The sequence below is a fragment of the Acinetobacter sp. RG5 genome (genome assembly GCF_031844265.1).
Classification (GTDB): Bacteria; Pseudomonadota; Gammaproteobacteria; order Pseudomonadales; family Moraxellaceae; genus Acinetobacter.
Window position 1 is genome coordinate 1 of record NZ_JAUZUV010000027.1, and the last position, 21205, is coordinate 21205.

The 21205-nt window shown below is 44.9% G+C and carries 22 protein-coding genes; 19 read left to right on the forward strand and 3 right to left on the reverse strand.

The genetic code is table 11. The annotated features are described in order from the left end of the window. Positions 1 to 248: 248 nt before the first annotated feature. The 14 genes from ubiG (at position 249) to Q9R21_RS14195 (ending at position 12281) form a co-directional block, all read left to right on the forward strand. Positions 249 to 977, forward strand: a complete 729-nt coding sequence (gene ubiG / locus Q9R21_RS14130; protein ID WP_071850321.1) for a bifunctional 2-polyprenyl-6-hydroxyphenol methylase/3-demethylubiquinol 3-O-methyltransferase UbiG — start codon at positions 249 to 251, stop codon at positions 975 to 977. Further along, positions 974 to 1663 (forward strand): HAD family hydrolase, encoded by a 690-nt coding sequence (locus tag Q9R21_RS14135; RefSeq protein WP_005245605.1) that lies wholly within the window; start codon positions 974 to 976, stop codon positions 1661 to 1663. Before ubiG ends, Q9R21_RS14135 begins: the two co-directional genes overlap by 4 nt. Before the next feature lie 39 nt (positions 1664 to 1702). After that, on the forward strand, positions 1703 to 2449 hold the full coding sequence (locus Q9R21_RS14140) for a YciK family oxidoreductase (RefSeq protein ID WP_005094903.1): 747 nt from the start codon (positions 1703 to 1705) through the stop codon (positions 2447 to 2449). Between the two features lie 156 nt (positions 2450 to 2605). Further along, a complete protein-coding gene (locus Q9R21_RS14145) occupies positions 2606 to 3025 on the forward strand; it encodes a hypothetical protein (RefSeq protein WP_004281232.1) in 420 nt (139 codons plus the stop codon). Positions 3026 to 3209: 184 nt separating this feature from the next. Next, a complete protein-coding gene (locus tag Q9R21_RS14150) occupies positions 3210 to 3365 on the forward strand; it encodes a hypothetical protein (protein ID WP_004281231.1) in 156 nt (51 codons plus the stop codon). Positions 3366 to 3680: 315 nt separating this feature from the next. Next, positions 3681 to 4067, forward strand: a complete 387-nt coding sequence (locus Q9R21_RS14155) for an RcnB family protein (protein WP_004281230.1) — start codon at positions 3681 to 3683, stop codon at positions 4065 to 4067. Between the two features lie 242 nt (positions 4068 to 4309). Further along, positions 4310 to 4696 (forward strand): RcnB family protein, encoded by a 387-nt coding sequence (locus Q9R21_RS14160; protein WP_311204724.1) that lies wholly within the window; start codon positions 4310 to 4312, stop codon positions 4694 to 4696. Positions 4697 to 4828: 132 nt separating this feature from the next. Continuing rightward, on the forward strand, positions 4829 to 6172 hold the full coding sequence (argA, locus tag Q9R21_RS14165; protein WP_004729045.1) for an amino-acid N-acetyltransferase: 1344 nt from the start codon (positions 4829 to 4831) through the stop codon (positions 6170 to 6172). A 333-nt stretch (positions 6173 to 6505) separates the two neighbouring features. Then, on the forward strand, positions 6506 to 7462 hold the full coding sequence (locus tag Q9R21_RS14170) for a sulfonate ABC transporter substrate-binding protein (RefSeq protein ID WP_311204725.1): 957 nt from the start codon (positions 6506 to 6508) through the stop codon (positions 7460 to 7462). Between the two features lie 24 nt (positions 7463 to 7486). Continuing rightward, positions 7487 to 8482: an aliphatic sulfonate ABC transporter substrate-binding protein gene (locus Q9R21_RS14175; protein ID WP_004647162.1), complete on the forward strand. Its 996-nt coding sequence runs from the start codon at positions 7487 to 7489 to the stop codon at positions 8480 to 8482. A gap of 36 nt (positions 8483 to 8518) precedes the next feature. Next, entirely contained in the window at positions 8519 to 9694 is a 1176-nt protein-coding gene (gene ssuD, locus Q9R21_RS14180; RefSeq protein ID WP_311204726.1) for an FMNH2-dependent alkanesulfonate monooxygenase, read from the forward strand. Further along, positions 9694 to 10509: an aliphatic sulfonate ABC transporter permease SsuC gene (gene ssuC / locus Q9R21_RS14185; RefSeq protein ID WP_311204727.1), complete on the forward strand. Its 816-nt coding sequence runs from the start codon at positions 9694 to 9696 to the stop codon at positions 10507 to 10509. The genes ssuD and ssuC overlap by 1 nt, the downstream gene beginning before the upstream one ends. 21 nt (positions 10510 to 10530) lie before the next feature. Continuing rightward, on the forward strand, positions 10531 to 11337 hold the full coding sequence (locus Q9R21_RS14190; RefSeq protein ID WP_311204728.1) for an ABC transporter ATP-binding protein: 807 nt from the start codon (positions 10531 to 10533) through the stop codon (positions 11335 to 11337). Between the two features lie 323 nt (positions 11338 to 11660). Then, positions 11661 to 12281: a TetR family transcriptional regulator C-terminal domain-containing protein gene (locus Q9R21_RS14195; protein ID WP_004281222.1), complete on the forward strand. Its 621-nt coding sequence runs from the start codon at positions 11661 to 11663 to the stop codon at positions 12279 to 12281. Between the two features lie 66 nt (positions 12282 to 12347). Here the strand turns inward: Q9R21_RS14195 and Q9R21_RS14200 are convergent, their stop codons facing one another. Continuing rightward, positions 12348 to 12911, reverse strand: coding sequence for a 5'-nucleosidase (locus tag Q9R21_RS14200; protein WP_311204729.1), 564 nt, complete (start codon positions 12909 to 12911; stop codon positions 12348 to 12350). Positions 12912 to 13142: 231 nt separating this feature from the next. Between Q9R21_RS14200 and ribF the strand changes: the two genes are divergently transcribed. The 5 genes from ribF to Q9R21_RS14225 all read left to right on the forward strand — a co-directional run bounded on the left by ribF (position 13143) and on the right by Q9R21_RS14225 (position 18741). Then, a complete protein-coding gene (ribF, locus tag Q9R21_RS14205; RefSeq protein WP_180087190.1) occupies positions 13143 to 14144 on the forward strand; it encodes a bifunctional riboflavin kinase/FAD synthetase in 1002 nt (333 codons plus the stop codon). Between the two features lie 64 nt (positions 14145 to 14208). Next, entirely contained in the window at positions 14209 to 17055 is a 2847-nt protein-coding gene (gene ileS, locus Q9R21_RS14210) for an isoleucine--tRNA ligase (RefSeq protein ID WP_311204730.1), read from the forward strand. Beyond that, positions 17048 to 17587, forward strand: a complete 540-nt coding sequence (lspA, locus tag Q9R21_RS14215; protein WP_005105275.1) for a signal peptidase II — start codon at positions 17048 to 17050, stop codon at positions 17585 to 17587. Before ileS ends, lspA begins: the two co-directional genes overlap by 8 nt. After that, entirely contained in the window at positions 17580 to 18062 is a 483-nt protein-coding gene (locus Q9R21_RS14220; RefSeq protein ID WP_004281217.1) for a peptidylprolyl isomerase, read from the forward strand. The genes lspA and Q9R21_RS14220 overlap by 8 nt, the downstream gene beginning before the upstream one ends. 136 nt (positions 18063 to 18198) lie before the next feature. Continuing rightward, positions 18199 to 18741 (forward strand): NAD(P)H-dependent oxidoreductase, encoded by a 543-nt coding sequence (locus Q9R21_RS14225; RefSeq protein ID WP_311204731.1) that lies wholly within the window; start codon positions 18199 to 18201, stop codon positions 18739 to 18741. A gap of 268 nt (positions 18742 to 19009) precedes the next feature. Here Q9R21_RS14225 and Q9R21_RS14230 read toward each other — a convergent pair whose 3' ends face one another. Both Q9R21_RS14230 and Q9R21_RS14235 read right to left on the reverse strand, forming a co-directional pair. Further along, positions 19010 to 19405: a tautomerase family protein gene (locus Q9R21_RS14230; RefSeq protein WP_039902475.1), complete on the reverse strand. Its 396-nt coding sequence runs from the start codon at positions 19403 to 19405 to the stop codon at positions 19010 to 19012. Between the two features lie 460 nt (positions 19406 to 19865). Then, the gene (locus Q9R21_RS14235; protein ID WP_311204732.1) at positions 19866 to 21038 is read right to left on the reverse strand and encodes a PQQ-dependent sugar dehydrogenase; all 1173 of its coding nucleotides are present in this window, start codon (positions 21036 to 21038) and stop codon (positions 19866 to 19868) included. Positions 21039 to 21205 lie beyond the last annotated feature (167 nt).

The following is a 21205-nucleotide window of genomic DNA, read 5'->3' on the forward strand; positions in this document are numbered from 1 at the left end:
GCCTAAAAGGAATTTTTTCATTCGGATTATCGTCCTCTAAATCATTATGCTTAGTTTATGTGTTCACTATAAATCAATTATGCCGGTTTCGTTTTCATTCTGTGAACTTTTTTGCTGCTTTTATCGCTTTTTCTGCCAGAATCGCTACACTAAACCATCGGACTGATTTTCAAGGTTTTAAATCAGTTTCTCTGGCCATTCGGCACATACATATTTTTAGCTAATCACGACTGATTGAGGTGACACCGATGTCGCAATTGAATGTTGATCCACAAGAAATTGCCAAGTTTGAAGCATTTGCAGCTATATGGTGGGATCAGCATTCCGAGTTCCGCCCCTTGCACATGATTAATCCACTGCGTTTAAACTGGATTGATGAACATGCCGGAGGCTTAAGCGGCAAAAAAGTGTTGGATGTCGGCTGTGGCGGTGGCATTCTGGCCGAAAGCATGGCGCGACGTGGTGCCAATGTGCTCGGAATTGATATGGGCGCAGCCCCTTTAAATGTGGCACGCATCCATGCTGAACAGGAAGGCGTAAGCAATATTGAATATCGTCAGGTGCCGGTCGAGCAACTGGCAGAGGAACAGGCTGGCCAATATGACATCGTGACCTGCATGGAAATGCTAGAGCATGTGCCAGATCCGGCATCGATTATTCAGGCCTGTCATAAACTGGTCAAGCCAGGTGGTCATGTATTCTTCTCGACCATTAACCGTAATCCAAAGTCCTATTTATTTGCCATTATTGGGGCAGAATATGTCTTGCGCATGCTGGCCAAAGGCACCCATGATTACAGCAAATTTATCAAGCCGTCCGAACTGGCACATGACATTCGCAACTCGGGTTTAAAGCTTAAAGACATGACCGGTCTGCACTATAATCCGCTGACCAAGCGTTATTGGCTGGCACCGAATGTTGATGTGAACTACATGGTTTATACCGTGAAAGATAGCGCAGCAGAGACCACAGCATGAAAGCCGTTTTATTTGACCTAGATGGAACCCTGATTGATACCGCTGCCGATTTTATCCGAATTATCCAGCAGATGTGCCGTGAAGAAGGCCGCCCACTGGTTGCACCCGAGCTGATTCGTACCCAGGTCTCCGAAGGCGCTCGCGCTATGGTGAAACTGGTTTATCCGGAACTGCAACTGGAAGATCCGGTCTTTCTGCAACACCGTCAGCGCTTTCTGGACATGTACGGCGCAGATATTGCGGTCGATACCGATCTGTTTGATGGCATGTATCCATTACTTGAACAGCTAGAGGAAAATGACATTCCTTGGGGGATTGTGACCAATAAACCACGCTGGCTCAGCGAGGCTTTATTAAAAGCATTAAACCTGACCGAGCGCTGTGCCGTGCTGGTCTGTCCGGAAGATGTGACCCGCACCAAGCCCGATCCTGAACCGATGTATCTGGCCGCCAAGCAACTGAATCTTGCCGCGGAAGACTGTATCTATGTGGGAGATCATCCCCGAGATATTGATGCCGGTCGTCATGCCCAGATGCCGACCATTTTGGCTGCCTATGGTTATTTGCCGTTGCAATACAAAGACGATTTAAACGCCTGGCAGGCCGACCATATCGTGCATACTGTGGCAGAATTACATCAATTGATTCAGACACTGGTACTGAAGCAGCATACTGCGGTATCTTGAACGCTTAACACTAAATAATAAGAAATGAGGAGGTAGATAATGAAATATTCAGCATATCAACCTCGCCCCGATCTGCTCAAGGATCGTATCATCCTGATCACAGGTGCGGGCGATGGCATTGGACGTGCAGCAGCAATCAGTTATGCCTTGCATGGCGCAACTGTGGTGTTGCATGGGCGTACCTTAAACAAACTCGAAGTCATTTATGATGAAATTGAAAGTTTGGGTGCGCCGCAACCTGCCATCTTGCCGCTACAACTATCAAGTGCTTCAGAACGTGATTATGAGCTTTTGCTTGATACGCTAGACCGTCAGTTTGGTCGTCTGGACGGTATTCTGCACAATGCCGGCATTTTAGGTGAACGGGTTCCCTTGGCGGATTATCCGGTCAACGTCTGGGATGATGTGATGGCGGTCAATCTGCGTGCACCCTTTGTCATGACCCAGGCCCTGCTGCCGCTATTATCCAAATCTGAACATGCTTCAGTGGTTTTTGCCAGCTCAGGTGTAGGCCGCGAAGCCCGCGAACGCTGGGGTGCCTATTCGGTGTCTAAAATTGCTATTGAAGCGGTAAGCCAGTTATTTGCCAAAGAGCAGGTACATCCAAATATACGTTATAACTGCATCAATCCCGGAGCAACGCGGACTGCCATGCGCGCCAAGGCCTATCCGAATGAAGATCCGAAAACCCTGCCTACCCCCGATTCAATCATGCCGGCTTATCTGTATTTGATGGGTAACGACAGTCTGCATATGAATGGCCAGAGTATTGACGCACAGGATTAGATTATTCTGTCTGTCATTCAGGGAGCAATCGCTCCCTTTTTATTTCATTTTTAGTCATATTCAGCGCATAAATCTTAAGTAAGTTCACCCCGCTCGCATTGAGTTTCATTAAAATAACAGCATACTAAGCCCCACTATATTTCACTCGAGTGCATCATGACTGAATTAAACAATATTACGGTGACCCATTTAGACGATGGCATGGTGTCGCTGCTGATTGATCAACAGCCTATTTCAGAGAAATACGGCACCAAGTTTGAAGCCAGTATCGTGGATGACATCAAAGCACTCGAAAATGCTCAGAAACTCAAATTGTTCGAGCAATTTGTATTTTCACATCAGGATCTGAATTTTGAACATGCCTATTATTATGTGACTGGCATTGAAAAATTAGACGACAGTTATCGTCTGGCCAAGCATTTTGTTTATCGCATTAAAATTGAAGGTCAGCCAGAAATCGAACATGTCATCAGCAATCAGGGCAAAGCCATGACGGCCGAGGATGTACGTGCCTTTATTCAGGCGCATGTGCAGAAATCACTCAACGATTATACTGACCTGAACTACGCTTATTAAAAGTCGGGTCATTGAATAATCTTGGGCACTTTTCGATAAAGTGCCCTTTTTTTCTTAAAATCCTGCAAAAAATAACAATAAATCGGATTTACATATTAAATATATAAAATTATACGGTTTTTCAAATTAAACTGATTGGACTATGCTTTCTTGAATCACAGATAGATCAAATCAGGAGCGCAGCATGGCTGACCAAAAACGTAAAATTGAAACAATTCACCGGATTGAACAGTTGCAGTTATCTGAAGCATTGATTGTGGCACTCGATGACGCCCTACAAGCTGAATCCGTGGCTGACGCGATTCAGTCCTTACAAGGTTTGGCAGAGCAATGGAATTAATCTCAAACTAAACCGGCAAAATTCTTTGTCGTTTCATTAAATCATGAACTTTTTTCTCGCTGACTCAATGCTGTTTTTTTGAGCTAAATCATCAATTTTCGCTTGCATGTTGGCCCTTGCTTTGATGAGATAAGGACATGGCTCGGTAGGCTACTTTATAGAAGTGATGCCGTCGCATATAGTCATGTAAAAACATGACATCATCATAATATCTCTGCATTTGTTATAAAAATTGTGCCTGTTCTTCACAGTTTCTCTGCAATTTTTCCGTACATTAGGTGCTGTAGAAGATGAACAATTTAATGAGGGTTCAACATGAAAAAGGTTTTGGTGGCACTGGCAATTTCTTGCAGTACATTCATGCTGAGCAATGTCGTCATCGCTGCCCCTCATTTCAATGATGAATCCCGTATGGATTCACGTCATGGTCATGACAAGAAGAAAGCCCGTGAGTTCCGAGAGGAAGATCAGCAGGATAACCGCCGTATGCGTGAAGAACGCGGGGTGAAACGCCTGCAACAGTTACGCTGGCAGCCGGGTTATGTGATGCCGCAGCATTATCGTGGCAATGGCTATAAAGTTGAATATAAAGACCATCGCCTGCCTCGACCTGACCGCAAGCAGCAATGGTACAAAGTCAATAATGACTATATTCTGGTGGATTCTGAAAACAACAGTATTATCCGGATCGTGGGTGACTAGTTCATAAGTGCATTCAAATTTAATCTTCTTTAAGGCCCAACGATGTTTGGGCTTTTTTATTTCACTGGCTGAAAATTTTTATCCCAAAATCTCGCTGCTTTTCCAGTTTTGAGACTACGTGATTCATCTACTAAATTTCTTCATGAATTTAACAATTTAACTAAATAGCCCTCACGCTTTCTATGTACTTGTTCGCTAATTTAGTCTCATCGAAATTAGATATACATTTTAAGGTGAGAGCCATGAAAAAAGTCTTAACTACAATCGCGTTATCTATAAGTGCTTTGTTAGCTACTTCTGCAATGGCAGCACCACAGCATGACTCGCGTTATGACCATAATTCACATAAATCGGCACCACACTGGAATGCCAAAGATAGCAAGAAATGGAATGACGACCGTCGATGGAATGATGACCGCCGTCATAACAACCGTATGGTCAACCCAAGCCGTGACTGGCGCGTAGGACAAACTTTACCTCGCCAATATGACAACAACCGTTTTGAAGTAAGTGATCGCGAAGCACGCCGTTTGCCAAATACCGGTCGTTTCCAGCAATGGTACAAGGTCAACAATGACTACGTTCTGGTCAATGAGCGTACCAACAAAATTGTACGAATCATGAACTAAGCTTTCTCCATTACTGCTCGTCTTGCAGACACCTGAAGTCCCCTTCAGGTGTTTTTTTATATCTGCACTTCCACTTGCGTTTTTTTTCATTAGAATCAAAGCTGGATCTTCAATCATTGAAATGGGCACAGCATGACTTCAGCAGAAACGTCACAAAGCACAACCTTGCAATATGTGCACTGGTTTCGCCATTCTGCGCCTTATATCAATGCGCACCGCAATAAAACCTTTGTAATCATGTTTGATGGCGAAGCCGTCTTAAATGATAACTTTCAGCATATTATTCACGATATTGCTTTATTACATTCTTTGGGCATTCGGCTGATTCTGGTACATGGTGCACGTCCGCAAATTAACCAGAATCTGGCTCAAAGCCAGATTACGACGCCTTTTTACCAGCAGCGTCGGGTCACCACACGTGAATCTTTAAGCTGCGTGATGAATGCCGTCGGTTCGATCCGCCTACAAATTGAAGCACTGCTGTCTATGGGACTGGCCAATTCGCCGATGTATGGCGCCCGGATTGATACCGTTTCAGGGAATTTTGTCACCGCCAAGCCGTATGGCATCCGCGATGGTATCGATTTTCAGTTGACCGGTGAAGTGCGCGCGGTTGATACCGATGCGATTCAGCGCCATCTGGACAGTCATAATATTGTGGTGCTTGGCCCGACCGGTTATTCCACTACCGGAGAAGTTTTTAATCTGCTGGCTGAAGAAGTTGCTACCAAAACTGCGATTCGCCTTAAGGCAGATAAACTGATTTTTCTCGGTAAGCAGCATGGTCTGATGGACAGTAACGGCCAACTCAAACGCGAAGTGACACCGCAACAACTGGATGATTTTATTCCGGTCGAACAAGATGCGCTTGAAAGAGGACTACAATTGAAAGCCGCACAGGAAGCCTCAATGAACGGCGTACATCGGGTGCATCTGATTTCTTATGCCTATGATGGTGCCCTGCTGGAAGAGCTGTTCACCCGGGATGGTTCCGGAACTCTGGTCACCGACGCGCATTATGAAGAAGTGCGGATGGCCGATATTCAGGATGTCGGTGGCCTGATCGGTTTGCTGCGTCCACTGGAAGAAGAAGGCATTCTGGTCTATCGTTCGCGTGAACGCCTAGAAAATGAAATCAACCAGTTTGCCGTAATCGAACGGGACGGCATGATTCTGGCCTGTGCCGCCCTCTACCCGATTCCGACGACAGGGGATGAATTGCGTTCTGCAGAAATTGCCTGTGTTGCGGTACATCCCAGTTATCGCAAGTCTAATCGGGGTAGCCAGATCCTGCATTATCTAGAAGAAAAAGCCAAAAGCATGCAGATTCAGCAACTGTTTATTTTAACTACCCGCACCGCGCACTGGTTTCTGGAACAAGGCTTTGAACCGGCTTCAGTCGATGACCTGCCGGATGCCCGTCAGGCATTTTACAATTATCAACGTAATTCAATTGTTTGCAAAAAGTCACTTTAAAGTGGCTTTTTCTTTCAGTGCTTTAGCTTAATTTTAGATAAAGATATCTGGCAATCTCGCTTTAAATTTTAAAATTCTATTACTCGTTTTTAGCTAAACATATCAATAGATTAGATTTAAAAAAATAACTATAAATTTCATAGGTTTGATTAATTTAAATATTAAATCTTCATTTTTATATAAATCACTTTTCTGCATAAGTTTTGCGCTTTTTTATTTATCTTTTTTCTTCATTAGAAATTCCTGAATAGTTATTTTTTTAGAAAAACAAAAACGATTAGCGTGTGTCTAAGTTTTCATTCACTAGCTTTTCACTTTCGGGAGTTTTGATTCATGCGCCAATCTCATGTTCAGTTTTTAACAAAGACTGCGGTACTCGGTACCGCGATGGCTGGTGTCATGATGCTTTCAGGCTGCTCGAAAAAAGAAGAGACCATTACCCTGAATATCGGTTTCCAAAAATACGGCATATTACCTATTTTAAAAGAACGCGGCACGCTGGAAACCAGCTTAAAACAGCAAGGGGTCAATGTGAAATGGGTAGAATTTCCGGCCGGCCCACAACTGCTTGAGGGCCTGAATGTTGGCAGCGTCTCTTTTGGTGAAGCCGGTGAAGCACCGCCAATTTTTGCCCAGGCGGCCAACTCAAATCTGGTCTATGTGGCCAATCAGCCGCAAGCACCTAAGGCCGAAGCCTTGATTGTACCGAAAGATTCACCAATCCAGTCTATTCAGGATCTGAAAGGCAAACGGGTAGCCCTGAACAAAGGTTCAAATGTGCATTACCTGCTGTTAAAAGTTCTGGAAGCCAACAAGCTGACACTCGGTGATATTGAAGTGATTTATCTACCACCTTCCGATGCACGTGCTGCATTTGAACGTGGTGCAGTCGATGCTTGGGTGATCTGGGATCCGTTCTTTGCAGCTGCTGAACATCAAATTGGTGCGCGTGTCATTGCCAGCGGTGAAAATGTGGTGAGCAATCATCAGTTCTATCTGGCAGATCGCAAGTTCGCAGAAAGCTATCCTCAGGTGGTACAGGCGGTGGTCAACGAACTGAATCTGACCACGGACTGGGTGGCAAAAAATCAGGACGCTGCCGCTCAGCTCCTGCAAAAACCGACAGGTCTGGCCGTCGATGTCTTAAAAACCTCTATTTCACGCATGGGCTTCGGTGTTAAACCCCTCACGACTGACGTGATTCAAAAACAGCAACAGGTCGCCGATGCATTTTATGCGCAGCAGCTGATTCCACAAAAGCTGAATATTGATGCAGCAATTATTAAATAACAGCAGAATAATTCGAGAATAAAGATGAGTCATATAAAAACAGTTTCTTATATCAGCTTAGCGCTATTGAGCTTTAGTCTGACTGGCTGCCAGAAACAGGAACCACAGCAAACGGCTGCCGCAGAAACCACGTCAGCGCAACAAGTTAAAACCATTGCGATTGGCTTTCAGAAATCAGCCTTAAATCTGCTGGTGGCACGTGATGAAAAGCTGTTAGAACAACAATTTCCCAATGCCAAAATTGAATGGAAAGAGTTTCCGGCAGGCCCACAAATGCTGGAAGCCTTAGCAGTCGGTGCAGTGGATTATGGCTATGTGGGAAATACTCCGCCTATTTTTGCACAGGCGGCAGACAAAGCCCTGAGCTACGTGGCCTTTGAAAAAGTGGCGGGAAATTCTTTGGCCGTGGTCGTGCCGAAAGACAGTGCCATTCAAAATATTCAACAATTGAAAGGAAAACGGATCGCGGTGCAGAAAGGTTCAAGTGCCCATGAACTTCTGGCCAAAACCCTGGAAAAAGCCGGATTAAGCTGGTCAGAGATTCAAGCCGTCTGGCTTCCCCCTGCGGATGCACGTGCTGCTTTTGACAAAAAAGCCATTGATGCCTGGGCAATCTGGGATCCCTTCCTGGGTGCAGCCGAGTTCGACAGCAAGGTTAAGGTGCTGATTGAATCTAGTGACTTTCCACAAACCTACTCCTTTTATATCGGCAATCCCGAATTTATTCAGAAGCATCCGGATAGCCCCGGGAAGTTTATCCAGGCTTTAAATGCATCTGACCAGTGGATTCTTAAAAACCAGGCTGTAGCTCTAGATATTTATCAGAAAAGTACCGGTCTGAAACCGGATGTAGCGAAGATTGCATTTGAGCGTCGTCTTAAACCTTCGCCGGTACAACCATTAACGACGGAAGTGATCAAAGCTCAACAGAATATTGCCGATCTCTTCCAGCAGGTTCAACTGATTCCCAAAACCATCAGCGTCCAGCAACAGATCTGGTCGCCAGCGGCCACACATTGATGAGCAAACAAGATCATTTAATTTAAGGAATATTACATGAAAATTTTCTGGTTTATCCCCACTCATGGCGACAGTCGTTACTTAGGCACCAGCAAGGGCGCACGTGTTGTAGATCATGCATACATGAAGCAGATTGCCGTTGCCGTGGATAATCTTGGTTATGAAGGTGTCCTGATTCCGACTGGCCGTTCTTGTGAAGATCCATGGTTAACTGCAGCCAGCCTGATTGATGCGACCAAAAAATTAAAATTCCTGGTGGCATTGCGTCCAGGCGTGACCACGCCGGCACTGGCTGCACGTATGGCCGCGACCTTTGACCGCTTGTCTAATGGCCGAGTACTCCTGAATCTAGTGACTGGCGGTGACGAGCAGGAGCTAAAAGGTGATGGCGTCTATGAAGATCACACAACCCGTTATAAAACGGCGACCGAATACACCACCATCTGGCGTGAAATTTTAAAACGCTCACATACCGGTGAAAGCTTTAGTTTCCATGGCGAACGCTTAAGTGTCGATGATGCAAAATTGCTGTATCCACCCATTCAGCAGCCGCATCCGCCTTTATGGTTTGGTGGCTCATCGGATGATGCCATTGAGCTGGCCACGGATCAGGTCGATACTTACTTGACCTGGGGCGAGCCACCGGCAGCAGTCAAAGAAAAAATTGCAGTGGTAAAAGCCAAGGCTGCAGCTAAAGGTCGTGAACTGAATTACGGGATCCGTTTACACGTGATCGTACGCGAAACCAATGAGCAGGCCTGGGCGGCGGCTGAAGAACTGATTCAATATGTGGATGATGCCACTATCGCTGCAGCCCAAGCCAAGTTCAAATCCATGGACTCGGTCGGTCAGCGCCGTATGGCAGAACTGCACAATGGCGATCGCAGCAAACTCGAAGTTTCTCCAAACCTCTGGGCAGGTGTGGGTCTGGTTCGTGGTGGTGCAGGTACGGCACTGGTCGGTGATCCGGAAACTGTCGCTGCACGTATCCAGGAATATGCCGATCTGGGGATCATCACCTTTATTTTCTCAGGCTATCCACATCTGGAAGAATCCATCCGTTTTGCAGAACTGGTATTCCCTTTACTTCCACTGGAAACCCAGCAAAAACTCACTCAACCAAACTTGACCGGTCCATTTGGTGAAATCGTGGCGAACAACTACACACCGGACGAGAACAAGCAGGCTGAGAAAATTAAGGAGTCTGCTTAATGTCAAAAGTCGTTTCCGTTGAAACCCTGACCCCAAAGCAAGTTTCACGTGGAACAATTCTGGGGCAGCATCTGCTGCCCTGGCTGGTTCCAATTTTCTTGATTGCAGTTTGGCAAATTGCCTCTAGCACAGGCCTGCTGGAAAGCCGGATTCTGCCTGCACCGAGTGCCGTGGTTTTAGCCTTCTGGAATTTATTGCTCAGCGGTGAACTGTGGACGCATGTGCAAGTCAGTGCAGGACGTGCCATCAGCGGATTATTGGTAGGTGGTGGTTTGGGCCTATTGCTGGGTCTGTTAAATGGTTCATCCAAAACTGCCTCTACCCTGCTCGACACCACCTTGCAGATGATCCGCAATATTCCTGCACTGGCACTCATTCCCCTAGTCATCTTATGGTTCGGGATTGATGAATCTGCCAAATTGTTTCTGGTGGCGATTGGGGTATTTTTCCCGATTTATATCAATACCTATCATGGGATTCGTTCCGTCGATCCGCAATTGATCGAGATGGGCAAAAGCTATGGCTTAACTCGCTGGCAACTGTATAAAGAAATTATTCTGCCGGGTGCGATGCCGTCAATTCTGGTCGGACTGCGTTTTTCTCTAGGTCTGGTCTGGGTATTGTTAATCGTGGCCGAAACCATTTCCGCCCAGTCTGGTATTGGTTATATGACCATGAATGCACGTGAATTTTTGCAAACTGACGTGGTTCTGGTAGGTATTTTATTGTATGCCCTGCTTGGCAAACTGGCCGATGTTCTGGCAGTGGCTTTAGAACGTTTCCTTCTGAGCTGGCATGCCGGGTATCAAAAATAAAGAATAAATGAGGAGCATGTGATGACTGATCTCAGTTTAGGGCGTCATGCCAATGACCCTATTGTGCCACTGGAACCACCTACGGCAGATATCAATCCTGCTGCAGTGCTCGGTGCCGAAATTATCATTGAACAGCTGCACAAGTTTTACGGTTCGGTCAAGGTTCTGGAAGATCTGGACCTGCATATCCAGCCGGGTGAATTTCTGGCAATTGTCGGTCGCAGCGGTTGTGGTAAAAGTACCTTATTGCGCCTGATTGCCGACTTGGAAAAACAGAGCTACGGCGAAATCAAATTTAAGTCTGCCCGGCATATCCGTGAAGGCATTACTGCAGATGATATCCGGGTGATGTTTCAGGACCCTCGCCTGTTGCCCTGGCGCAGCATCGAACAGAATGTGCAACTCGGTTTACCGAAGGAGCAGCATGCCAAAGCTTCGCAAATGCTGGAAAAGGTCGGGCTCAAAGAAAAAGCTGGACTCTGGCCTTCACAACTTTCCGGGGGTCAACGGCAACGTACTGCCTTGGCGCGGGCATTGTCGCATCAACCGCGTATTCTACTGCTGGACGAACCGCTCGGTGCTCTGGATGCCCTAACACGTCTGGAAATGCAAAACCTGATTGAGCACCTCTGGACCGAACAAGGCTTTACCGCCATTCTGGTCACGCATGACGTCAGTGAAGCCGTGCAACTGGCAGACCGGATTATCTTGCTGGACAAAGGCCATATTGCCAAAGAGTTTAGAGTCAATTTGCCACGTCCCCGGCAAAAAAGTGTGACATTTGCAGAACTGGAACAGCAGGTCTTGCAGGCAGTTTTAGCGACCTGAATACCCACTCCAACCCAAAATCGCACATGGTTTTGGGTCTTATTCTTATAAAAAATACTTTTATCTCAATGAGAAGACATTTTCATCACTTTCATTTCAACATTATTCTTCTCCTCCATTGATGAAGAAAAAAGATGAATAAATGAAGTATTTTCAGAAACTTGAATTTTTCTCCCGGTGTAGATGCATTTAGCCTGTTTTAAATATTAATCTAGAGAATAAATCATCATTATTCAAAAAATTAGCCTGTGACTGTGTGCACAAATCTGATGATTTGCCGTACAATTGAGGATTCCCTTTTTCATTGTTTTTTATATTTGCTAATGGAACAAAAAAAGAGTACTCAAAAACGCAATCAGCTGCTAAATGCTGCACTAGACGTATTTTCCCTATATGGTTTTAATGGGGCAAGTCTGGATGAAATCGCACAAATTGCAGAAATGCATAAGTCGAATATTTTCTATTATTATGAAAATAAAGAAGCCCTGTATGTCGAGGTATTAACCACCGTTTTACAAAAATGGCTGGCGCCTTTACAAACCCTGGAAGCTGAACTTGAACCTGAAGAAGCGATCACCAATTATTTGATGCAAAAAATTGAAGTGTCGCGTACCCAGCCTAAAGCATCCCGTTTATTTGCTTTGGAGGTGATTCAAGGTGCACCGCATATTCTGGAAATTTTAAAAGGTCCGCTGAAAAAACTGGTCAAGCGTAAAGCCAAAGTAATTTCCAACTGGCAGGAGCAAGGCAAGATTTCTGCAGATATTGATCCTGAGTTACTGATTCTGAATATTTGGGCGATTACCCAGAACTATGCAGACTTTGCGACGCAAATGGAAATGGTCACGGGTAAAACTTTGCGTAACCGCAGCATGCAGCAACGCATTATCCAGCATACGGTACACATGATGTTATACGGCGTGATTCCACGCACGGATAAATAAGCAAGCGCTTCTGATTGGCACACGACCATAGCTGCTATGGTCGCCGAGCAAACTTGACCTTCCTATTTATTTTACCATTTGATATAAATCTAATAATTTTTTCGCACCCAATAACAGATTTTCTTCCCAATCCAGATGCGCAGTCTCATTGGCTCCATCACTAATGTATTTCACTGAAATCAGCCGAACGCCCAGCTTTTTACAGACTTTGGCCAAGGCATAGCCTTCCATATCGACCAAATTACACGCCACTTTTGAAATACCGGTTTCAAAGCTGTCGCCTGTGCCACAAATCCCTTTCGGCAAATGGTCAAAGTAAGACTCCAGCTCAATCGCACCCGGGAAATGCTGATCCATCGGGGTCATACCGACCTCAAAGCCGAGGGGTGAAACATCCATATCACGCTGTACAAATTGCGTGACTTCAACCAGTTCATGCGCATTGAAATGCGAACTCCCCGCGCTGCCCAAATTCAGCAAGGTACTGCAACCGGTGTTCTGAATTACCTCAAAGGCTTTAAAGGCCGCGTTGACTTTGCCAATCCCGCTGTAATGCACCTGAACGCCTTCTGCTTCAAACAAGCCTTTGGATTCATTGGATAGAGCCATGATGAGCGCCAGATCGGACATTCGAAACACCTGATATCAAGAAAAACCCTGACATTAGAAAACAAAAGCGGCTGAATGAAAAGCACCAGTGCTCTGATCAGACATCATCAATGTGTACAAAAACAAAACTGCTCAATTCTAAGGAAGATGAATTTTCAAGAAAAATATTGCATAAAAACACAACAGCAAGACGAAAGCGCGAGATTATGGCAATATATAGCCTCTCGATATTTCTAAGCACTTGATTTGCCCATGCAGCTGCTCCGTCTAAATGCTTTAGCCTCTCATTCTGAATTACCCAAAACTGCCGTGACCATCGGTAATTTTGACGGCGTGCATTTAGGCCATCAGGCGATGATCCGTCAGCTGCAACAGGTGGCCAAAGCACAGGGTTTAAAATCTGTAGTGATGATTTTCGAGCCGCAACCACTTGAATACTTTCAGGGTTATGATGCCCCACCGCGTATTTCATCATTGCGTGAAAAAGTTGAATATCTGACTGAGCTGGGTGTGGACTATATCGCAGTGGCGAAATTTGACCATACTTTTCGCAGCCTGACTGCAGAAGCTTTTGCCGACATTTTAAAAGAAAAACTGAATGCCCGGCATCTGGTCTTAGGCGATGATTTTCACTTTGGTAAAAACCGCCAAGGCAACAGCGAATTCCTGCGCAATTACGGGTTTGAAGTGACCAATTTAAATACCATTGCTCTAGATGGTGAACGGGTCAGTTCCACCCGGATTCGCCAGACCTTGCAAGCTGGTGATTTAGCCTTGGCCGCACAATTGCTGGGTCGTCCTTATAGCATTACTGGGCGGGTGCAATATGGCGATCAGATTGGTCGAACCATTGATTTCCCGACCATTAATGTACGGCTCAACCGTCATAAGCCCTGCCTGAAAGGAATTTATGGGGTGGAAGTCATTTGTGAAACCCAATCCTTAAAAGACAAAGTAAAAGCCGACTCTGCAACGCAAACCGGTATTGCGGGTTATGACCCGACTGCCCTGTTTGGGGCAGGTCATGTCGGCACACGTCCAGCCATCAAACAAGCACACCCAGAGTGGCGATTAGAAGTACATTTTCCAGATGTTTCTGCTAATCTGTATGGCCTGTTGATGCGGGTGACGTTCTTAAACTATTTACATGGCGAAAAGGACTATCCTTCGCTTGAAGCGCTAAAAGCCGGAATTGATGATGATGTCGAGAAACTGCTTGAGTTTCGTCGAAATCACCCCACATTTCCCTTTTAATATCCCATATTTTTATTGTAAAACGTGTCAGTGACATAACTGATTAGATTGGAAGATGACTTGCATGAGCGATAAGCAAACTCCTGAAAATGCAGTGGACTATAAAGCCACGCTAAACCTCCCAGGTACTGACTTTGCAATGAAAGCAAATTTGGCAGTACGTGAAGCGAAATGGTTAGAAGAGTGGTATGCCGACAACATTTATCAGCAGATTCGTGAATCGCGTATTGGCAAGAAAAAATACGTGCTTCATGACGGCCCTCCTTATGCCAATGGTCAAATTCATTTGGGTCATGCGGTCAACAAAGTACTCAAAGACATCATTATCAAAAGCCGTGTCATGGATGGCTTTGATGCACCGTATGTACCGGGCTGGGACTGTCACGGTTTGCCAATCGAACTCAAAGTCGAAGAAAAAGTCGGTAAAGTCGGCGTAAAAGTGGATGCATCTACCTTCCGTAAAGCCTGCCGTGAATATGCCTACACCCAAGTTGAGCTTCAAAAGAAAGACTTCGTACGTATGGGCGTATTCGGGGATTGGGACAATCCTTACTTAACGATGAACTTCAAACAAGAAGCTGACATCGTACGTTCATTGGGTGCAATCGCGAAAGCAGGTCATATCGAGCCAGGTCTGAAACCAGTCAACTGGTGTTTAGACTGTGGTTCATCACTCGCTGAAGCTGAAGTTGAATACGAAGATAAAAAATCTGACGCAATTGACGTCGGTTTCACGGTTGTAGACCTTGCTGATTTATCTGCACGTGTCGGCGTAGAAATCGCTGATCGTACGGATATCGTGATTTGGACAACAACGCCTTGGACCATGCCTGCCAACCAAGCGGTTGCATTACACGCTGAACTTGAATACCAACTGGTGAAAGCAATTGGTGAAGACAAAGCATCACAAAACTTCATCCTTGCGAAATCATTGGTTGAGTCTGCAACTCAGCGTTATGGCTTTACTGCATTTGAAGTGCTTGCTGAATTCACAGGTGCAAAACTTGAGAATTTAGTTCTTCAACATCCTTTAATTGCTGAACGCCAAGTCCCAGTGATCTTGGGTGAACACGTCACCGATGCTAGCGGTACAGGTGCAGTACATACCGCACCGGGCCACGGTGTGGACGACTATAAAGTTGGTTTACAGTACAACTTAAAAGTAGAAAACCCAGTCGGCGGTAATGGTGTGTATTTACCGACTTCGCCAATCTTCCCGGGCGAGCACATCTACAAAGCCAATCCAAAAATCATTGCAGCATTGACTGAAGCGACCAAGCTTTGGGCACACGTGGTGATCAAGCATAGCTACCCGCATTGCTGGCGCCATAAAACCCCGATTATCTTCCGTGCGACCCCACAATGGTTCATCAGCATGGATGCCAAAGGTCTGCGTCAAAATGCACTGAATGCGATTGAAAACGAGATCAGCTTTGTACCGGACTGGGGTAAAAACCGTATCCAGGCGATGATTGAAGGTCGTCCGGACTGGTGTATTTCACGTCAACGTACTTGGGGTGTGCCAATTCCGTTCTTCGTACACAAAGACACCAATGAATTGCACCCACGTACGCCTGAACTGATTGAAGAAGTGGCTAAGCTGATCGAGCAAGAAGGCATTGATGGCTGGTATAACCGTGATGCCTCTGAGTTTATCGGTGCGGATGCTGAACAATACAACGCAGTTCGTGACACATTAGATGTCTGGTTTGACTCTGGTACAACGCACTATGCGGTACTGCGTGAACGTGAAGAACTGACTGATCCTGCTGATTTGTACCTTGAAGGTTCAGACCAGCACCGTGGCTGGTTCCAGTCGTCGTTATTGACCTCGATTGCGATTAACGAACGTGCGCCATATAAAGGTCTATTGACTCACGGTTTCGTCGTGGATGAAAAAGGCCGCAAGATGTCCAAGTCGATCGGTAACGTGATCACGCCGCAAGACATCATTAAAGATATGGGTGCGGATGGTTTACGTTTCTGGATCGCCTCTGCGGATTACCGTTATGAAATGACAGCGGGTAAAGAAATCTTTAGCCGTGCCTCTGACGGTTACCGTCGTATTCGTAACACGCTTCGTTTCTTATTGGCGAATTTGAATGGTTTCAAACCATCAACAGATGCCCTGCCTGTAGATCAATTGATCGCACTTGATCAATACATCTTGCAACGTGCATCTGAAGTGCAAGAAACTATTAAGAAAGCATACGAAGATATGAACTTCCATATCGTCACCACTGCTTTAACGAATTTCTGTATCAACGACTTAGGTGGTTTCTACTTAGATATCATCAAAGACCGTCAGTACACCACGAAAGCGGATTCGCAAGCACGTCATTCTGCACAAACTGCGTTGTATCACTTGGTACAGGCATTCGTGCGTTGGATGTCACCAATCCTGAGCTTCACTGCACAAGAAGCTTGGCCGTTAATCCCTGAGCAATCAGAGAAATACGTGTTCACGGCTGAATGGTATGATATTCCTGTGGCTTCAACTGCAAATGTAGTATCTGAAGCTGAATGGCAAACGCTCCTTGCTGTGAAATCTGCAGTAAATAAATTCATTGAAACTGCACGTACCGCTAAAACTGTCGGTTCTAACTTGTCTGCCAAAGTTGAACTTTGGGCAAATGCTGAATTAAAAGCAGTGCTAGATAAGTTAAGTGATGAGCTTCGTTTCGTCCTGATCACATCACAAGTGATCGTGAATGCATTTGATGCAGCACAAGGTGAAGCATCTGATCTTGAAGGCTTAAACGTAAAAGTTTCAGCAGCTGATGGCGAAAAATGCGTACGTTGCTGGCATGTATTACCAGATGTAAATACACATTCTGCACATCCTGGTCTATGCGGTCGTTGTATTATCAACCTTCCTACAGGCCAAGGCGAAGAGAGAAAATATGCCTAATACCCACAGCAAAAAGGGCTTATTCCAGTTCTATCCCCATAATTTATGGTGGGTTGGGCTGGCCATTCTGGCGATCATTCTGGATCAATGGACCAAATGGATTGCAGTGACAAATCTGAATTATGCAGATCCTGTTCCTGTGCTGCCCTTTTTAAATTGGACACTGCTACATAACTATGGCGCTGCCTTTAGTTTCCTGTCCGATGCTGGTGGTTGGCAACGCTATTTCTTTACTTCACTGGCAGGTTTAGTGTCTGTGATCTTCGTGTTTTGGCTGATGCGTATGCCAAAAGACATGAAAATCTTGCCGTTAGCGATTGCCCTGATTCTGGGTGGTGCCATCGGTAATTTAATCGACCGGGTTAGCCTCGGCTATGTGGTCGATTTTATTCATGTGTATTACCAGAACAGCCACTTCCCTGCGTTCAATATTGCAGATAGTGCCATTACTGTAGGCACTATTCTGATGCTGATTGATACCTTTTTCTTAGAAAAACATCGAATTCAACGGGCGCAAGCACAACATGACTGATTTTATTCATCCTAACGAAGAAACTCGGGTTGCAGACGGTTCTAAAGTCGAGCTGCACTTTTCTGTCGCAATCGAAAATGGCGTAGAAATTGACAATACCCGTAGCCGTGAAGAACCGGTCAGCCTGGTGATTGGTGATGGCAATTTACTGCCTGGTTTTGAAAAAGCATTGTTTGGTTTACGTGCCGGTGACCGTCGTACGGTGAGCCTGCCGCCAGAAGATGCTTTTGGTCCATGGAATCCAGAAAACATCCAGAAATTTGATACGGTGAAGTTCGGAGAACGTCCGATCGAAGGTCACATGATCGAGTTTGAAGACAAAGCCAAAGCCACCCTGTATGGCGTGGTGAGATCGGTGAATGATGACATCACTGAAGTGGACTTTAACCATCCATTGGCAGGCAAAAACATCACCTTTGAAGTGGAAATCTTTAAAGTGACACCTGCGGGTCAACAAGGCATTAAACTGATGTAAGACATTAGCTAATTAACTGATTTTAAAAAAGCTCCTTCGGGAGCTTTTTTATTTTCCGGATACAAATCATCTCTAGTCACCTTCCTGAAATCTGATTATTTTAATTTGATGATCAGATCCGAAGAAAGGATGAAACATGAAAATTTATATTGTGGTTGGGAGTGTGCGTGAAGGACGTACCGCGATTAAAGTGGCGCACTGGGTACTGCAGGAAATTAAAAGTTATTCCTTTAGCACTTTGGAAACTGAAATTGTCGATTTAAAAGAATGGGATCTTCCGCTATTTTCTGGTGCCCATCCTCCCCTGACCGGGATTTATGATCAGCCCAAACAGCAAGAGTGGGCCGACAAGATTGCGCTTGGCGATGCCTTTATTTTTGTCACGCCTGAATACAATCATGGCTATAGCCCTGCCCTGAAAAATGCCCTGGATTATCTCGGCAAGGAATGGCAAGGCAAGCCGGCAGCTTATATTGGTTATGGCGCAACCAATGGCTCACGTTCGATTGACCAGATTCGTCAAGTCGGCACTCAACTTGGACTGGTAGATACCAATGCCGTGATCGAAATCCGTGACATCTTTGCACGCAACAAAGATTATTCCTTCCAAGGCAATGAATTTGATAATAAAAACTTAAAAGCTGTAGTGGATAGACTGATTCAATATGTCAGTGCTTAATGACTGGACGACAGCCCTGTACGTTTTAGCCTACATGCAGCGCAGAGTTTAGCCGCTATGCAGTCATTTTATGCGAGGCTATAGTGAGTACATAGACAGACAGGAAGTCTGCAAAGCGATACGACAACAATAAAAAGCGCCAATCAACAGGACGTTGACAGATTAGACAGGAGTCAGATCTGAGAAGCAAATCCAGAAAAGCCTCGACAGGATGTTGAGGCTTTTCTGTTTAAACTTTAGGTTTAACTAGAGTAGTGATCGGAATGCATCAAACATCAACCTTAAAGCCGAGATCAACATCACAGGCGGCCTGCCCTCCCCGGATCTCCCAATTTTCTAGTGCACTTTCTCTCAGATGAATCAGAATATGATCTGCAGGAATGCCGATTTCTCCGAGACTTTTGACCATCTGCTGATACAAATTGCGCTTGGTCTCCAGACTGCGGCCAGCAAAACAGTCAATACTGATCAAGGTAAAATATTCAGGCTGAGCTAAATGGCTCATATAATGAAAACGATGCGCTTCATGCACGACCAGACGAATATTACGATCATATTCAGGCAGCTGAAAGGCAGTTTTCACACAATGAAATACGCTGTTAAGCAATTGTTCCTCAACTGCTTGAGGATATTGTTGCCGAACTTCAATTTGAATCGTAGGCATAGGAGCTTCCTTTTTATTATTTTATGGACGTTTTTATTTATATCAGTTGATGCATATCAAAAGAGTTTTCTCTCGCTAACATACAGCAAAATCATCACCGCAGTTTATGATTTGGTCAGATGATCATTTTGAAACAGTATTTTTAAAATTATCTTTTAAAATTCGGCTGTCGGCTTTGACCTACAATCCATGCAGTTAAACTGCCCTATTGCGTTGTATCGCTTCAGGCTATATTCAGATCATACCAAGACAGGAAGTCTTGTAAGAAAAATAAAAAAATTCACGTAGCAGGATGCTGATCGGTATAACAGACATTATACCTTTAACAGAATATGAAAAGGCCTTCACAGGATGTAGAGGCCTTTTTCTTTCATGCCAGCATCAGCTTAAAAAGATTTTTATTCAGATGGTCAGCTTATTCAATATTTCATATTTAGATAAGCATCCTAAAAGCAGAGGATTAAGGTGCTGTCATTTTTAACAGAGCTGCTTGCGGACCATCTTGAATCACCCACAGTGAACCATCCTGTGCCTGAGCAACCCCGCGAATCCGCTCTTTCATATCCAGACGCTGAACTTCTTTCACTGGGGTCTGGTTCGTATCCACAATCACAATCGCCTTGGAAGACAGACCGGTCGCAATCGCCTTATTTTTCCATTGCGGGAAGACATTAGCCGTATAAAATATTAAATCTGAAGGAGAAATTACCGGAGTCCAATCCAGTGCCGGGGCTTCAAATTCAGGTCGGGTACTGTGATCAGGAATGGGCTTGCCATCATAATGATTGCCATTAGACACTAACGGATAACCATAATTTTTAGCTTTGACAATCTTGTTCAGTTCATCGCCGCCTTTCGGTCCCATTTCGATCACCCAAAGCTGCCCTTCCGGATCAAAAGCCATGCCTAGAGGATTACGATGTCCGAGACTCCAGACCTGCTGGGCAATTTTACCCTGAGTCATAAACGGATTATCGGCAGGGATTGAGCCATCATCATTCAGGCGAATAATTTTACCGGCATTAGATTGCATGTCCTGTGCAGGATCAAATTGCTGACGCTCTCCTGAACTGATCCATAACTTACCATCCGACCCGAATATAATCCGATGGGCATAATGTCCCTGGCCTGAAAATTTCGGAACTTGCGTCCAGATCCGTTCAATTTGTGTGAGTTGAGGAGTGGCTTGATTTAGGTCCAGTTTGCCACGAATCACCACTGCACCATATCCGCCTTGGCCTTGTTCGGCATAGCTCAGATATACCCACCGATTCTTTGCAAAATCTGGATGTAAGGCTACTTCACCTAAGCCACCCTGGCCTCCATATGCGACTTGAGGTATACCTTTAACTTCAATTTTTTTCTTGGTTTTTGGATCAAAGAGCTGCAATTTTCCTTTGCGCTCAGTAATCAATAGTCGGCCATCATTTAAAGTAGTAATCGCCCATGGTTCATTAAATTGAGCAACCTGTTCGGTCTTATATTTTTGCAAGTTTGAAGAGACTGCATCCGATTTGGCAGCTGATGTAGATGCCTCTTGAGTACTTCTAGAAGATGAATTCTCTGCATGACAGGCAGTAAACGCTAAAGCACAACAACTGAGTAGAATTTTTATTTTAAATTGCGACAACATTATCTTCTCCATACTGATTTATTATTCAAATTAAAATCAAGATACAGAATTCCTGATGTAAATTCAGCAGAGAAAGGTAAATAGATACATTTTAAAAGCTATAAAACGATTTAATTTTGAAGTTTTATTTATATTTTTTGCACAAAAAACACCCCCTATCATTTGAC

Bases quoted from the DNA above. Each gene is read 5' to 3' on its own strand.
- Q9R21_RS14230 (WP_039902475.1), bottom strand. From the start codon at position 19,405: ATGCCTACGATTCAAATTGAAGTTCGGCAACAATATCCTCAAGCAGTT.
- Q9R21_RS14170 (WP_311204725.1), top strand. From the start codon at position 6,506: ATGCGCCAATCTCATGTTCAGTTTTTAACAAAGACTGCGGTACTCGGT.
- ubiG (WP_071850321.1), top strand. From the start codon at position 249: ATGTCGCAATTGAATGTTGATCCACAAGAAATTGCCAAGTTTGAAGCA.
- Q9R21_RS14160 (WP_311204724.1), top strand. From the start codon at position 4,310: ATGAAAAAAGTCTTAACTACAATCGCGTTATCTATAAGTGCTTTGTTA.
- Q9R21_RS14190 (WP_311204728.1), top strand. From the start codon at position 10,531: ATGACTGATCTCAGTTTAGGGCGTCATGCCAATGACCCTATTGTGCCA.
- Q9R21_RS14195 (WP_004281222.1), top strand. From the start codon at position 11,661: ATGGAACAAAAAAAGAGTACTCAAAAACGCAATCAGCTGCTAAATGCT.
- ssuC (WP_311204727.1), top strand. From the start codon at position 9,694: ATGTCAAAAGTCGTTTCCGTTGAAACCCTGACCCCAAAGCAAGTTTCA.
- Q9R21_RS14140 (WP_005094903.1), top strand. From the start codon at position 1,703: ATGAAATATTCAGCATATCAACCTCGCCCCGATCTGCTCAAGGATCGT.
- Q9R21_RS14145 (WP_004281232.1), top strand. From the start codon at position 2,606: ATGACTGAATTAAACAATATTACGGTGACCCATTTAGACGATGGCATG.
- Q9R21_RS14220 (WP_004281217.1), top strand. From the start codon at position 17,580: ATGACTGATTTTATTCATCCTAACGAAGAAACTCGGGTTGCAGACGGT.
- Q9R21_RS14235 (WP_311204732.1), bottom strand. From the start codon at position 21,038: ATGTTGTCGCAATTTAAAATAAAAATTCTACTCAGTTGTTGTGCTTTA.
- ileS (WP_311204730.1), top strand. From the start codon at position 14,209: ATGAGCGATAAGCAAACTCCTGAAAATGCAGTGGACTATAAAGCCACG.
- argA (WP_004729045.1), top strand. From the start codon at position 4,829: ATGACTTCAGCAGAAACGTCACAAAGCACAACCTTGCAATATGTGCAC.
- ribF (WP_180087190.1), top strand. From the start codon at position 13,143: ATGCAGCTGCTCCGTCTAAATGCTTTAGCCTCTCATTCTGAATTACCC.
- Q9R21_RS14150 (WP_004281231.1), top strand. From the start codon at position 3,210: ATGGCTGACCAAAAACGTAAAATTGAAACAATTCACCGGATTGAACAG.
- Q9R21_RS14175 (WP_004647162.1), top strand. From the start codon at position 7,487: ATGAGTCATATAAAAACAGTTTCTTATATCAGCTTAGCGCTATTGAGC.
- ssuD (WP_311204726.1), top strand. From the start codon at position 8,519: ATGAAAATTTTCTGGTTTATCCCCACTCATGGCGACAGTCGTTACTTA.
- Q9R21_RS14225 (WP_311204731.1), top strand. From the start codon at position 18,199: ATGAAAATTTATATTGTGGTTGGGAGTGTGCGTGAAGGACGTACCGCG.
- Q9R21_RS14135 (WP_005245605.1), top strand. From the start codon at position 974: ATGAAAGCCGTTTTATTTGACCTAGATGGAACCCTGATTGATACCGCT.
- lspA (WP_005105275.1), top strand. From the start codon at position 17,048: ATGCCTAATACCCACAGCAAAAAGGGCTTATTCCAGTTCTATCCCCAT.
- Q9R21_RS14155 (WP_004281230.1), top strand. From the start codon at position 3,681: ATGAAAAAGGTTTTGGTGGCACTGGCAATTTCTTGCAGTACATTCATG.
- Q9R21_RS14200 (WP_311204729.1), bottom strand. From the start codon at position 12,911: ATGTCCGATCTGGCGCTCATCATGGCTCTATCCAATGAATCCAAAGGC.